Source organism: Halosolutus sp. YCN4 (assembly GCF_059736495.1).
Window position 1 is genome coordinate 815744 of sequence record NZ_JCASSM010000001.1, and the last position, 13816, is coordinate 829559.

At 66.5% G+C, this 13816-nt stretch carries 12 protein-coding genes; 4 read left to right on the forward strand and 8 right to left on the reverse strand.

Annotated elements, in window-relative coordinates; translation table 11 throughout:
- Positions 1-63: 63 nt before the first annotated feature.
- Both AC6I6X_RS04010 and AC6I6X_RS04015 read right to left on the reverse strand, forming a co-directional pair.
- Positions 64-786: an alpha/beta hydrolase family protein gene (locus tag AC6I6X_RS04010; RefSeq protein ID WP_497929210.1), complete on the reverse strand. Its 723-nt coding sequence runs from the start codon at positions 784-786 to the stop codon at positions 64-66.
- Between the two features lie 220 nt (positions 787-1006).
- Positions 1007-1306: a hypothetical protein gene (locus AC6I6X_RS04015; protein WP_497929211.1), complete on the reverse strand. Its 300-nt coding sequence runs from the start codon at positions 1304-1306 to the stop codon at positions 1007-1009.
- 159 nt (positions 1307-1465) lie between these two features.
- On the opposite strand from AC6I6X_RS04015, the gene AC6I6X_RS04020 reads away from it, so the two are divergent.
- Positions 1466-4090: a heavy metal translocating P-type ATPase gene (locus AC6I6X_RS04020; protein WP_497929212.1), complete on the forward strand. Its 2625-nt coding sequence runs from the start codon at positions 1466-1468 to the stop codon at positions 4088-4090.
- 77 nt (positions 4091-4167) lie between these two features.
- Here AC6I6X_RS04020 and AC6I6X_RS04025 read toward each other — a convergent pair whose 3' ends face one another.
- Positions 4168-4365, reverse strand: coding sequence for a hypothetical protein (locus AC6I6X_RS04025; RefSeq protein WP_497929213.1), 198 nt, complete (start codon positions 4363-4365; stop codon positions 4168-4170).
- Positions 4366-4744: 379 nt separating this feature from the next.
- Between AC6I6X_RS04025 and AC6I6X_RS04030 the strand changes: the two genes are divergently transcribed.
- Together AC6I6X_RS04030 and AC6I6X_RS04035 are read left to right on the forward strand one after the other, a co-directional pair.
- A complete protein-coding gene (locus tag AC6I6X_RS04030; protein ID WP_497929214.1) occupies positions 4745-6496 on the forward strand; it encodes a DNA methyltransferase in 1752 nt (583 codons plus the stop codon).
- Between the two features lie 134 nt (positions 6497-6630).
- Positions 6631-7530 carry a polysaccharide deacetylase family protein gene (locus tag AC6I6X_RS04035; RefSeq protein ID WP_497929215.1) on the forward strand — a complete coding sequence of 300 codons (900 nt, stop codon included), beginning with the start codon at positions 6631-6633 and terminating at the stop codon, positions 7528-7530.
- Here the strand turns inward: AC6I6X_RS04035 and AC6I6X_RS04040 are convergent.
- Positions 7521-8525 carry an asparaginase gene (locus AC6I6X_RS04040; protein WP_497929216.1) on the reverse strand — a complete coding sequence of 335 codons (1005 nt, stop codon included), beginning with the start codon at positions 8523-8525 and terminating at the stop codon, positions 7521-7523. The genes AC6I6X_RS04035 and AC6I6X_RS04040 overlap by 10 nt on opposite strands.
- Positions 8526-9110: 585 nt before the next feature.
- Between AC6I6X_RS04040 and AC6I6X_RS04045 the strand changes: the two genes are divergently transcribed.
- The gene (locus tag AC6I6X_RS04045) at positions 9111-9875 is read left to right on the forward strand and encodes a DUF7979 domain-containing protein (protein ID WP_497929217.1); all 765 of its coding nucleotides are present in this window, start codon (positions 9111-9113) and stop codon (positions 9873-9875) included.
- A gap of 139 nt (positions 9876-10014) precedes the next feature.
- Here the strand turns inward: AC6I6X_RS04045 and AC6I6X_RS04050 are convergent, their stop codons facing one another.
- From AC6I6X_RS04050 to AC6I6X_RS04065, 4 genes are all read right to left on the reverse strand, one after another.
- A complete protein-coding gene (locus AC6I6X_RS04050; RefSeq protein WP_497929644.1) occupies positions 10015-10860 on the reverse strand; it encodes an ABC transporter permease in 846 nt (281 codons plus the stop codon).
- Positions 10853-11986, reverse strand: a complete 1134-nt coding sequence (locus AC6I6X_RS04055) for an ABC transporter ATP-binding protein (RefSeq protein ID WP_497929218.1) — start codon at positions 11984-11986, stop codon at positions 10853-10855. Before AC6I6X_RS04055 ends, AC6I6X_RS04050 begins: the two co-directional genes overlap by 8 nt.
- A gap of 106 nt (positions 11987-12092) precedes the next feature.
- Positions 12093-12854, reverse strand: a complete 762-nt coding sequence (locus tag AC6I6X_RS04060) for a class I SAM-dependent methyltransferase (protein WP_497929645.1) — start codon at positions 12852-12854, stop codon at positions 12093-12095.
- 36 nt (positions 12855-12890) lie between these two features.
- Complete coding sequence (locus tag AC6I6X_RS04065; RefSeq protein ID WP_497929220.1) at positions 12891-13775, reverse strand: aldo/keto reductase; 885 nt, start codon at positions 13773-13775, stop codon at positions 12891-12893.
- Positions 13776-13816 lie beyond the last annotated feature (41 nt).

Sequence of the window (13816 nt, forward strand, 5' to 3'; positions counted from 1 at the left end):
CGATATCAAAGTACGGGATCGGGCCACCCGGGGCGACGATTTGTGGGACCCGATCGTCGCCGCTCAGACCCGGTCGAGCGACGCGAGCCACTCGAACAGCCGATCGAGGACGCGCGCGTCGGCCTCGTCGGAGAAGACGTGTCCCTCTCCCGCGAACGCCTCCACTACCACGTCGGTCTCGAGCGCGCTCGCGGCGTCGAAACTGTGATCGATCGGCACCGACTCGTCCGCGCGCCCGTGGAAAATCGCGACCGGGACGTCCTCGATCGCGTCGACGACCTCGTCGAACGGATAGTCCGCCAGGTCGTCGAAGAACCGTCGATCGATCCACCTGTCGTCGTCGAACCGACGGGCTCCCTCCTCACGGACCACCGACTCGTACTCGGCGAACGCGTCGTTTCGCGTAACCGGCGCGCGGGTCGCGATCGCCGCCGGGGCGACCCGATCGCGGGCCGTCGCGTGGAACGCGACCTTGCCGCCGAAACTCGATCCGAAGAGGACGAGCGAGGCCGGGTCGAAGTGGTCGACGACCGCCGCGAGATCGTCGAGTTTCGACCCGAGCGGCTGGTCGGCGAAGACGCCGTCGGACTCGCCACAGCCCCGTAAGTCGAACCGGACGGCGTTGAAACCCTGGTCGACCGCCCGCAGGGCGCGTCGTTCGTAGCTCCCGGACTTGTCGCTCAGGAAGCCGTGACAGAACACGACCCAGCGGTTCGAGGTGGCGGCGTGGTGGACGGCAGCGACCGATTCGTCGTCGGTGACCGCGATACGGTGTCGCTCGGCCATACCGCTGACTAGCCCGGCGGAGCAGTATAGTCGTACGGACCGGAAAGCGGTGGCTCACGATCGCGATCGAAGCGGGTGAGAAGAGGGCGGTGAGAGCACCCTGTCGGACGCGTCGATCGCGCCCGGGCAGACCGTCGTTCGACGGCAACTCGCCGACACCGGTGACGATGCCGGCGTGGGGGTTCCTGACGCCGAACCACGATCGAACGGCTCGTCCGCGTCAGTCTTCGACGTAGATTTCGGGGTCGACGACGGCGTCCGTGGAGAGTCCGCCGCGGTTGACGATCGTCACGTCGGCCACCTCGCCGGAGAACCGGAAGCGCTGCGTATCGGCTTCGACGGCCCCTTCGGCGGTCGTGCCGGAGACGATCGTCGCTTCCTCGGACGCGACGGCGTCCATCATCTCGATTTCGCCGTCGACGGTGATTTCGAAGCTCGCTGGCGTTCCCTGACCGTCGACCGTGATGACGTTCGGGAGGGCAGTTTCGTCTGTGCGCTGGTCCGTATCGAGACCTTCCATACCGGGCAACTTCGGCAGTTGGGCATAAGCTTTACCCTCTGATTATCACTAGTAATTAGCGAATGTATCCTGCGGCAAAACGAATCGAGCGGGACCGGGGACGCGAGCGCCGCAGTCAGGTATCCACGCTTATTGCGCTGGGGGGCGAACCCCCGGCGCGTGAACGCCGATCACCGGGACGCGGATCGCTGCACGCTGTGTGGCACACCCGTCGGTCCGGCGACCGGGGACGGACCGACCGGGTTCTGTTCGTCGGGTTGTCGGGAGGTCCACCGGGCGCTCGGGGCGGACGAACCGGGTGGTGACGGGGGCGCTCGGCCGACGGAGACGACCGATCGGACGGGGGAACGGGCCGATCGATCCGGGCCGACGGACCGGACCGGGACAGCGGCCGACGAGGACGGAGACGACGGCCGCGAGGAGGACGAAGCGGGAACCGAACGGGCGTACTTCCGGATCGATGGGATGTACACCGCCTCGTGCGAGACGTTCCTGGAATCGGTGGCCGAGGCCCAGGACGGCGTCACCGGCGCCGCGGCGAGTTACGTGACGGAGTCGATCCGGGTCGACCACGACCCCGATCGCGTCTCGAAAACGGCACTCCGGGACGCGCTGAGCACGATCGGTTACACCGCCTACCCCCGGGACGAGGCGACGAGCGAAGTCGACGGCGACGGCGGTTCGACCCGCCGCGATCGCGAGATGGCTGGGATGCGGAAACGACGCAGCGAAGACCTGTTCGAACTCCGGTACGTCGTCGGTATCGTCTTCGGGTCGTTCCTGCTGGTACCGTACGTCACGATCTTCTACCCCGTCTACCTCTCCGCGTTCACCGACTGGTGGATGCTCGAGCTCTACGAGGGCGCCTTCGGGGGTCTCGAGGGTCCCCGCCTGTTACCGCTGTTCGCCGGACTGACGGCCGCGATCCTCTACCTGACCGGGAGGCCGCTGTTGCGCGGGGCGTACGTGAGCCTGAAACTCCGCCGGCCGGACACCCGATTGCTCGCCGCACTCACCATCGTCAGCGCGTTCCTGTACGGAACGGCGGCGTTACTGCTCGGGCGTAACGACGTCTACTTCGACCTCACCATCCTCGTCGCCGTGCTGGTGATGGGGGCCACGTTCTACGAGACGATGGTCAAGCGACGCGCGATGAACCGGCTCACGGACCTCACGGTCTCCCAGGTCGACGACGCACGACGGCTCGAGGGCGACGGCACGACGACCGTTCCCGTCGGCGACCTCGAATCGGGCGATCACGTGCTCGTCCGCGAGGGCGAGCGCATCCCGGTCGACGGCGTCCTCGTCGAGGGGCCGTGTACGGTCGACGAGGCGATCGTCACCGGCGATTCCCTGCCCGTGACCAAACGGGCCGGCGACGACGTCGTCGGCGGATCGATCGTTCGGGGAGACGCCGCCGTCGTCGCCGTCGGCGATCGAACGACGAGCAGCATCGATCGCCTCACAGAGACCGTCTGGGACGTCCAGAGCGCGGATCACGGCGGGCAACGCGTCGGCGATCGGCTCGCCATCGTCGCGCTCCCGATCGTGCTCGCCGTTGCCGCGGTCGTCGGCCTCTACGGCCTCACGCGCGGCGCGACCGCGACGACGACGGTGCTTCCCGCGTTGCTCGCCGTGATCGTCGTCAGTCCGTGGGCGCTCGACCTCGCGACGCGGATTTCCGTCGGCCGGCACCTCCAGGCCGCGCTCGATCACGGCATCGTCGTCTTCGACGAGAGCATCTTCGAGCGGATCCGGGGCGTCGATACGGTCGTCTTCGACAAGACCGGGACCCTGACGACGGGCGAGATGACGGTACTCGAGAGCCACGGGCCGGCCGACCTGTTGCGCACGGCCGGCCGCCTGGAACGGCGGAGTTCGCACCCGATCGCCGCCGCGATCGAGTCGGCGTTCCTCGACGACGCGGGTGACGGGAGCGAGAGCGGCGGCGAGGGAAGCGGTCGATCGGATCGCCACCGGGCCGATGGCGGACGGGCCGATCGCCGCCGGACGGACGGCGGGCAGGCCGATCGCGAACGCGGCCACGAGATCGACGAGTTCCGGAGCCACGAGACCGGCGTGGAGGGCGTCGTCGACGGCGATCGGGTACTCGTCGGCCACCCGAACCTGCTGACGGATCGGGGGTGGACGATCGAGCCGTCGATCGCCGATCGGATCGAGAGCGCCCGCGAATCGGGGCAGATACCCGTCGTCGTGGGGCGCGACGGGACCGCCGAGGGCGTGATCGTCGTCGGCGACGAACCACGGGCCGACTGGGCGGAGACGGTGACGACGCTCCACGACCGCGGCGTCGAAATCGTCGTGCTCACCGGCGACGATCGGGCGGCCACCGACGTCTTCCGGGATCATCCCCACGTCGACCGGGTCTTCGCGGGCGTCCCGCCGGACGGCAAGACCGCCGCGATCCGCCGGCTGCGCGCCGACGGCCGCGTGGCGATGATCGGCGACGGGACGAACGACGCGCCCGCGCTCGCCGCGGCCGACCTCGGACTCAGCCTCGGCAGCGGCACCGCGCTCGCCGCCGACGCGGCCGACGTCGCGATCGTCGACGACGACCTCTCGGCCGTCGATCGCGCGTTCAGGCTGGCGACGGCCGCGCGCAAGCGTCTCAAGCAGAATCTCGGGCTGGCGCTCGTCTACAACGCCATCGCGATCCCGATCGCGCTCGCGGGCTTTCTGAACCCGCTGGTCACGACCGGCGCACTCCTCGTCTGTGCGGGGTTGATCGCGGCGAACGGGTCGCGGCCGTTGCTCCGGTCGTAGTCCGACCGATCGTGGGACGCGAGGGCGTCACCGGCCAGCGCGAAAACCAGTGAGAACGTCGAACGCGACTGCCGGATTCAGTCGTCGTGAGCGAGCGAGCGCGATACGAACGCCGCGTTGTGCTCGTCGACGAGGTTCTGGAGGCGAGTCGTCTTTTCGACCGCGAACGTCGCGGGCGCATCGGCCGTGATCGATCGCGTCGTCCCGCCGATCGTCTCGGACTGCCGTGGGGGCGCAGTCGCGGCGGATCGCGGCTTCGTGTGTCGAATGCTCATTGCTGGATCGGGCGCTACTTCCCCCTTTCCGCCAAACCATAATAAATGTTCATTAAGGTATGTGAGCGCGGCCCACGATCGGAGAGGGGCAATCTCGGGATCGGCCGACTGCGGACGTCACAGCGTATGCGAACGAATAGAAAACCGACGGGATGCAGTATCCAGGACGACGCCATCGAGTGGATCAGTTCGTGGAGACGATCCCCCAGCGGGAACATCCGGCTTCCCCTGCTAAACTGAGTCTACCCCACTTCCGAGCGGGACAGTAATCCAATTCCGTAGTTTAAAATGGCGATAGTGGCACTATCCTCGGTAGATGAGTAACGAGGAACCATCTGGGGTAGCGCGGTCCCGGTATACCCAGCATGGTGACGTCGAAATGGAGCGACGAGGAGACACGGTGTTCCCCGACTTTCGATTCCCGGACAATCCCGGCATGGACGCGGTCCCCGACGAGGAGATCGGGTACCCGCTCGGGCCCGTCCCCAAGGGCGAGGGCGTCGAGTACGCGTTTCCCGGCGAACCGGAGGAGTATCCCGAGATGGATTTCCGACGGCTCGCGAACGACCTCCCCGACGGCCGCACGATCCCGAACACGACCTATCTGACCCACGCTATTCACAAGCACCCTGCGATCTTCATCCCGCACATCCCGAGTTACATCATTCGCCAGTTCACGACGCCGGAGAACGCGGACGGCGATCGGCCCCTCGTACTGGACCCGTTCTCCGGAAGCGGTACGTCGGGCCTCGAGGCCAAGGTCAACGGGCGCGACTACCTCGGCGTCGAGATCAACCCGCTGTCGCGTCTCGTGTCCGAAGTCTCGACGTCGCCCATCCCCCCGACGACGCTCGACCGTGCCGAAGACCGGTACCTCGACCTGCTCGACGGGACGGACGACAGGCGCTACGAGGAGTACGACGCGGAGTTCCTCGATCGGACGGGCAAGGACCACTGGTTCGAACCGGCCGCCATCCGCGGCCTCACTCGGGTCCGCAAGGCGCTCGCAGCGTTCAAGCGAAGCGACTTCGATCCGTTCGACGGCCTCTCCGACGGCGAGCGGGCGGCGGTAGACGACCGCGATCTCGATCGCGACGAACTCCACGAGCGGGTGACTCGCTGGCTCACGCTCCTCATCGCGAACACCGTGTTCGAGGTCTCGAACGCGGATCCCGGGGTCTCGAAAGCCTACAAGTCGAAGAAGATGCGGCGGAAGATCGAGGCCGGCGAACACCCGCCGGACGTGCTGGAGACCCACCGGGAACAGATCGCGGAGACGAAAGGAACGCTCGTCGAACTCTGGAACGACATCTACGGGACGAACTACAGCGGCGAGACGGGACAGCGCACGTCGGGCGGATTCACCGACGACGGCGATTTTCGCGGGGAGCAGATCGACGGCAACGACGCGCACGCCGCCGAGGTGGATATCCGACTCGGCGACGCCCGGACGTTCAGCTTCGAGGAGTACCAGGGACAGGTCGACCTCGCCGTCACGTCCCCGCCGTACATCAACGCGATGAACTACTATCGCGGGTCGAAGCTTCGCCTGTTCTGGCTGTACGACTTCCTCGAGGAGGACGAGAAGTTCAACGCGACCGAACTCCGGAAATCGATCGTCGGCACGAACGCCGTCTCGATGAGCACGGTCGACCGCGACCTGCCCGCGACGCTCCGGAGTATCTGGACGGGAACCGACGAGGAGTTCGAGGCGACCCGCCTGCCCCACCTCGACGAGGACATCGAAGCGATTCACGAACTCGACCACAACCAGGCCGAACGGAAGGCCTACGTGACGTGGTCGTTCTTCGGGGTCGACATGCTCCAGAACCTCGCGCGGGTGTACGAGCACCTGAAGCCGGGCGGCTACTACTTCTTCGTCATCGGCGAGAATACGATCGGGGAGCGCCTCATTCACTCCCACAAGTACGTGGCCGACATCGCACAGCACCTCGGAACGTTCGAGGGAACCGGCGGGGACTTCGACGCGGACGACGGGTTCCGACTGGTCGGGTCCGCGTGGGACGAAATCACGAACCGCGACCTGTTCAAGGGCCGCAAACACGAGGGTGGCGTCATCGAGTGCGAGTGGGTGACGATCCTGCAGAAACCGCCACGCGAATCCGAGTGAGCCGCCGTCGGCGCTCCGCCGATCGGATACGGGACCGCTCGTCTGTCCCGGCGAAATCGTTCGGATCTCGACACCGTCACGGGAGACCGTGATACACCTCTTTACCGCTGGTTCGTGAGAGACCCGTCTGTATCATGGGAACAGTAGACGTTGCGATCGGCGTCGACGCGGACTGTGTCGCCGGTTGGCTCGGCTCCTACGGCGGGGCGGACTCCCCCGCGGACCTCTCCCGGGGACTGGCCGCCGGGAACGAGGGGATCCCGCGGATGCTCGCCCTCTTCGACGAGCAGGACGTCGAGACGTCGTGGTACGTCCCCGGTCACACGATCGAGACCTTCCGCGACGAGATCGAGGCGGTCGCGGCCGCCGGCCACGAACTCGGGGTCCACGGCTACTCCCACGAGAACCCGACCGACCTCTCGCGGGAGCAGGAAGACGAGATCCTCGAGGTGTCGATCGACCTCATCGAGGACGTCACCGGGTCGGAACCCGTCGGCCACCGGGCGAGCTGGTGGGAGTTCAGCGAGAACACGCCGGAACTGGTCGAGAAGCACGGCTTCCTCTACGACAGTAGCCTCATGGAGCGGATGTTCGAACCGGGCTGGATGCGCAAGGGCGATCACTGGGAGAAGATCGACTACGACAAGAGTCCCGAGACGTGGATGGAGCCCTACCAGTACGGCGAGGAGACCGACGTCGTCGAGATTCCGATCAGCTGGTACCGGGACGACATCCCGCCGATGCTGTTCATCAAGCAGCCGATCTACCACGCGGGGTACAAGGACCCGGAGATGATGTACGAACAGTACTACAAACGGCAGTTCGACTACCTGTACAACCGCCGCGGCGCGGGGGTCTACACCTTCACGATCCACCCCGACATCCACGGTCTGCCGCACATGATCTCCCTGTTCGAGGAGTTCATCCAGTACGTCACGGGCCACGAGAACGCCCAGTTCGTCACCCTCGAGACGATCGCCGAGAAGTTCAACGATGACCCGTCGGTGTACGAGACCGAGAGCGACTACGTGTGATCGTCGGGGGACGATGCGCGGTCGGGACCGGCGAACGACTCCCGGATCGCCGCCGCGTCGTCGAACGCCGCGAGTGCGAGTGTCAGCCGTAGCCTGGCCTGCTGGGCGGACAGATCGCCGGCGAAGATCGCACCGTATTCGCGCAGGCGCTCGCCACCCCCGTCGCCGCCGTAGACCGGGGTGACGCGGCCCTCGAGACAGCGGGACGTGACGACGACGGGAACGCCATCATCGATCGCCTCGCGAACGGCGTCGGCGAGTCCCGCCGTCGCGTTGCCCAGTCCCGTGCCTTCGAGGACGAGGCCGTCCGCGTCCCGATCGAGCGCGGCCCCGACCAGGTCGCCGGTGACGGCGCTCCCGCTCGTGATCGTAAAGACGGCCGCGTCGAGCGACGTCGCGTCGATCGATCGCGTCTCGCTCCGCGGCGGGCGGTGAATCGCGACGCCGGCCCGATCGACGGTCGCGACCGGGCCCGCGTTGCGCGAGCGGAACGCGTCGAGCGCGGACGTGTGGGTCTTCGTCACTGCCCGCGCGCCGTGGATCGTCCCGTCGAACGCGACAAACGTCCCGCCGGCGTCGCGCTCGGCGAACGCTCGCCCGGCCCGAACCGCCGTCAGGAGATTGGCCGGCCCGTCGGGGCTCACCTCGTCCGGTCGGCGCTGGGCACCCGTCAGCACCACCGGTGTCTCCGGTTGCACGGTGACGTCGAGGAAGTAGGCCGTCTCCTCCATCGTGTCCGTCCCGTGGGTCACGACGACGGCGTCGACCGACGGATCTGCGTCGAGTTCGGCCACCCGTTCGCCGATCGACTCAAGCGTCTCGCCGTCTATCTCGTAACTGGGGACTCGCGCGACGTCCTCGACCGAGAGCGCGGCGATCGACTCGAGTTCGGGGATCGACTCGAGGAGTTGCGCCCCCGTTCTGGTCGGCTTCGCGCCGGTCTCCGCTTCTGTACTCGCGATCGTCCCGCCGGTGCTGAGAAGGGTCACGTTCACAGGGGCCGCTTTCACGCACGCGACCGAAAAGCCAGGTGGGTACCCCGACAGCGGTGACGGTCGGAATCCGTGGGGATGGTGGTGCGATCGAGTGGCACCGGCTACGGGTCCGGCTCATCGATGCGCATGCCGGGGACCGAACCGTGGGGGCGAGTCGCGATCGTACGGAGGGTGGTTTCTCGATCAGAAGTTCGTGGACGGTTTTTAAGCGACAGGGTATCGATACTCGGATAACGAGGCCAGAGGATGGACGAAGCGACTCAGGAGGAGGTCACCGAAGCGATTCGAGAGATCGAGGAGGAGGACGCGGAGTCCGACGATCTGATCATCGCGGACGGGTGACTGTCGCCAAGGTCGGAGGTCCAAACCAACCGCCCCGCCTCCGCACTGTCGCCAAGGCGACAGTGCCAAAAACTTACACCGCCTCGTCCTACCTCCGCGCGTAAATCTCCAGCTGAAGCACACGAAACGGAAGATCGTTTTCTGATCGGACTGAAGTTTCGGGTCGTCGAGACCGGTGCGGGACTGGACCTCGAGTTCGTGTCACTCCACAAGACATTTACCATCTGCTAGTGATCGAGGACCATGTCCCCAAACCGTTGGGCACTTGTTTTCCTCCTGATCGGGCTGATCTTGCTTCCCGGACCAGCCTACGCGATCGGCGTTGAACGGCTCGACGGGCCGGACAGGGACCGGTCTTCGGCGGGCTACGTGGCGACGCCGATCAATGCGTCGAACGATTCGCTCTTGGCCCAGAAATACAGCAGGCAAATTTCGTTCCAGGCTGAGGACCTCACGTACCAGCACATCGCGAGGAACTACCGTGCCCCGAACGAGACCCAGCGCGTACTCGAGCGTGCTATCCGGAACGGCACAGCGACAACCAGTAGTCAGGCTGTTCGCGCCGATCTCCAGCAACTCGCGGGTAACTATACGTTCCTCACGAGTTCTTACGACGCGTACTACAGCTACTCGATTTCGACGTCGGCAGACACCACGACGGTCCGGACGACCGCCGCAAACGACTCCACGATCGCACGTGCGGTCCGCGACGAACTCGTCGTCACCTACGGAGAGCTTCCGACTGCCCAGCAAGCGACGTTCGACAAGATCCGGAACGCTACGGAAGCATCCGACCAGCACGACTATCGTCCGTGGTCGGACGAACCCGTACCCGACAAGCCGCTCGTCGAACGCGATGGGACCCACTACGCCGTCGAGGTGGTGTCCCACACGGACGACATCAACTTTCCCGACGGGTTGTTCCTCGGGATCGTCGCATCTGCTGTCGGTCTCGTCTCCCTACTCGCGTCGGGAGGGATCCGGCTGTATGGTCGGTGGCGGGGCTGAGTAGCGCGTATGTCCCGCCTGCACTCATATCCGATCGCGTTCGTGCTCCCGCCGAGAAGCGAATAGCGATCGACACAAGCAGATCACGCGTAAGTGACCCATCGGCGACCCCCATCGAAAGCGGAACCGAACACACCCGTCAGTAATCGCCGAGCACGCCGAGCCGTCGCGCCCGGCGCGTCGCGTACTGGAAGACGACGTAGCCAAGCGCCACGTAGCCGGCCGCGATCGCGACCAGCAGCCCCACTTCGATCGGCGTGAACTCCCAGAGGCGGGTGCCGTCGAGCATCGCGCGCTGGAGGAGGGCGCTCCCGTGGGCGAGCGGGAGATAGCGCATCCAGCCGAGGTCGAACGCGGGGGCCGAGATGAGCACGACGAACCCGAACTGGAGCAGGTTGAGCCAGTTGCCGATCTGCTTGTAGAGGACGGTGACGCCGCCGGCCGCGAGGCCGAGGCCGAGCACCGAGACGATGCTGAGCGTCGCGACGACGACGATCGTCAGGAGCGGCAGTTGGAGGGCCGTCCCGCTGATCGCGATCATCACCGCCAGGATGATCGTCGAGATGACGAACGTCCGCACGATCTTCGCGACGCCTTTCAACAGCGCGACGGGCGCGAACCCGAACGGCGTCATCACGTGGCGTTCGAGGGTCCCCCACTGCACCTCGCTCGCGATGTCGTTCGAGATCGAGGAGTACGCGCCCACCGAGAGCGTCCAGAGGAAGTAGCCGACGATGATCCCCTCGAGCGAGTCGGTGAGCGCCTGGCCGGCGACCATTCGACCGCCGTAGAAGAGGACGCCGAAGAAGAACAGCGAGATGACGATCCCGCCGATCGCGTTCGCCGGATACCGGACGAAGATCAGCAACTCGCGGTAGAGGACGGCCCGCGCGAGGTGAGAGTAGCCGGCGGGGCGGGGCGTCTCACCGCCGCCAGCCGTCCGGGGCGCGTCGCCCGGGTCTCGTGACGACGCGGGGTCATCGATCCCCCCGGTCGATCGCCGTCAGGTCGACGAACACGTCCTCGAGGTCCGGTTCGATCGTCCGCACGCGATCGAGCGTGACGTTCTCGGCGCGGAGGTGGCCCAGCAACTCGTACAGTCCGTCGCTGTCCGTCGTCACGTCGATCCGGGCACCGCTGTCGCGCGGGTCGACGCCGATCGTCTCGAACCGCTCCCGGAGGGTCGACACGATCGCCGCGTCGAGATCGCGACTCGTGATCTGCACCCGGTGCATGTCGGTCCCGGAGAGCAGAGCCGCGACGGTATCGTCCGCCACGATCTCCCCGTCGGACATGATGAGGACGCGATCGCACACCGTCTCGACGACGGCCATGTCGTGGCTACTGAGGACGACGGTGAGCGCCTCCTCCTCGACGAGTCGTCGCAACTCCCGCTGGAGCGTTCGCGAACTCTCGACGTCCAGTCCCAGCGTCGGTTCGTCGAGGAAAACGACGTCCGCGCCACCGGCGAGGACGCTCGCCAGCGACACCTTCTGTTTCATCCCGCGCGAGAGGTCGCGGACGGGGACGTCCGCCTTCTCGGCGAGCCCCAGCTGCGCGAGGAGCCGCTCGTGGCGATCGCTCACCGAATCCGGATCGACGCCGCTGATCGTGGCGAAGTACCGCAGATTCTCCCGGACGGTCAGGCGCCAGTAATCGTTGCGCGCACCCTCGAGCATCGCGTCGACGGACGCGTAGGCGTCGCGAGGCCGATCGTAGACGTCGACACCTCGAATCCGAACGGAGCCTGCGTCCGGCAGGACCATGCCGAGAATCGACTTGATGAGCGTCGTCTTCCCGGCCCCGTTGGGCCCCAGCAGTCCGACGATCGATCCGGTTTCGACGTCGAAACTGACGTCGTCGACGGCGGTAATCGCGTCCGGACCGTCGCCGAACCGCTTGCACAGCCCCGTAACGGAAACGGCGACGTCGCGACCCTCGATCGTCGACGTCTCACCACTTCCGGGGACGCTACGGGTCGGTTCGGATCCCTCGCCGATGGCCATCTCCTCGACCCGGGACCGACTGGAGTCGTCCGCAGCCACCTCCTCGCCGAGCGGGGTGCCGGCACCCTCCCTGCTCGTCGGCCCACGGGTGTCTCGCACGGTCACGGTACCGGTTTAAGTGAGCCAGCTACAAAAACGCGAGGTCGCCGTTCCTCCCGCTGGATTTCGGTGGAACGGGCCGCCGGCGGCCCGAAATCAGCGGTCGATCCAGCTATACGGGCAGTTGCAACGCGAGACTGTACATCTCCCCGACCGCTTCCTCGCCGATCGCCGTCGCGAGGTCCTCGGCCGCGGCTGACAGGGGTTCTCCCAGTTCGCTCGATACTTCCGACGCCGCAGTCCGCGTCACGTCAGCGTGGGCCTCGAGGTGGCTCGCGGTCCACGGAACCGGATCCAGCAACGTCCGCTTCCGATCGAACTGCCACCCGTAGCCGACGAACAGTCGCCGGAGCACCGCCGCCGGATAGAACGTCAGCGCGGGTCGGCCCGCGGCCAGTTCCGTCGCGGCGTTCTCGAGCGCGAAGAGTTCGCGCACCGCGGCGTCGTCGGGGAGCGGTTCGTAGTCGTCGACGACGAGATGACAGCCGGGGGCGGCGACGCGAGTCACCTCCGCTGCGACCGGTTCGAGCGACGCCGGCGGAAGCACGTTGAACAGGCCGTGAGCGGTGATCAGTTCGATCGAATCGGTCGCCAGCGGGAGGCGTCGCACGTCCGCCTCCAGCACGGCGGTCCGGTCGGCGTCGCCGTCGACTCGATCGGTGTCGTCGCCGGTCCCCCGTTCAGCGTCGTCCTGGACTCGCTCGCGAACGATGGTCGCGTGGTCGCGGTCGTTCGTGACGGCGTAGACGCGACTCGCACCGGCCGCGAGCAGGCCGGCGGTCGTGTTGCCGACGCCCGCGCCGGCTTCGAGGCACACCCGCCCCGTGACGGGGCGATCTGCGAGCGCGGTCGTGACCGTTTCGGGGACGTCCATCGCTGGGATCGTGGTGCTGGAACCCACTCGCCGGGTTCAGTGGTGGAGTTGCTCGGGAACGGGACTCTCCTCGTGGCGTAGTCGCTCGACGAGCGATCGCTGTGCGGGTTCGGCCATCCCGTCGTAGCGGTCGGCGGCGTCGAGGACCATCGCGACGAGTTTCGGGTCGCCCGGGCTGACGACGCTCGTCAGACCCTGCGAGGCCGCGAAGTCGAATCGCTCCTCGATCTCGGCGGGCGTATCGACCGGCTCGTACCAGTTGGCGTACGGACGGTCGGCCTCCGGCAGTTCGTCGGTCGAAGGCCACGGCCCTTTCGTGAAGGCCTTGATGCCGAGCGTCCCAACGTCCAGTTCGGTCGCCCGCTCGAGCACTGCCTCGTAGTCGTACTCGTCGTCGTCCTTGCCGACGACGACCGGGTTCAGCGGGAACATCACGGTCGCCAGATCGTCGATTCGATCGAGCGCGTCCAGGATGAGGGCAGGATCGCCGTGACTGGTCAGCCCGATGTGATCGACGAGTCCCTCGTCTCGAGCCTCGCGGAAGGCCTCGAGTGCGCCGCCCTCGCCCGTGATCGTCTCGAGTTCGTGTTCGTACTCGAGACCGTGGATCTGGTAGAGATCGATCGTCTCCACGCCGAGACGGTCGAGCGATCGCTCGAGTTTCCGCTTCGCGCCCTCGTACTCCCGTTCCTGCGTCTTGCAGCCGAGAAAGATCTCCTCGCGGTGCTGGCGGAGCTTCGGGCCCAGTTTGAGTTCCGCGTCCCCGTAGGTCGGGGCGACGTCGAAGTGATTGACGCCGTGGTCGAGCACGAGTTCGACCAACTGGTCGGCACCCTCCTGCTCGAGCCAGTTGAGTGCGATCGCGCCGAAAGTCAGTACGGTGCTATCGTGGCCGGTGTCGCCCAGCGCGCGCGTCTCCATACCGCGATAGTCGGATCCGGCGAATATAAGTGTACATTCCG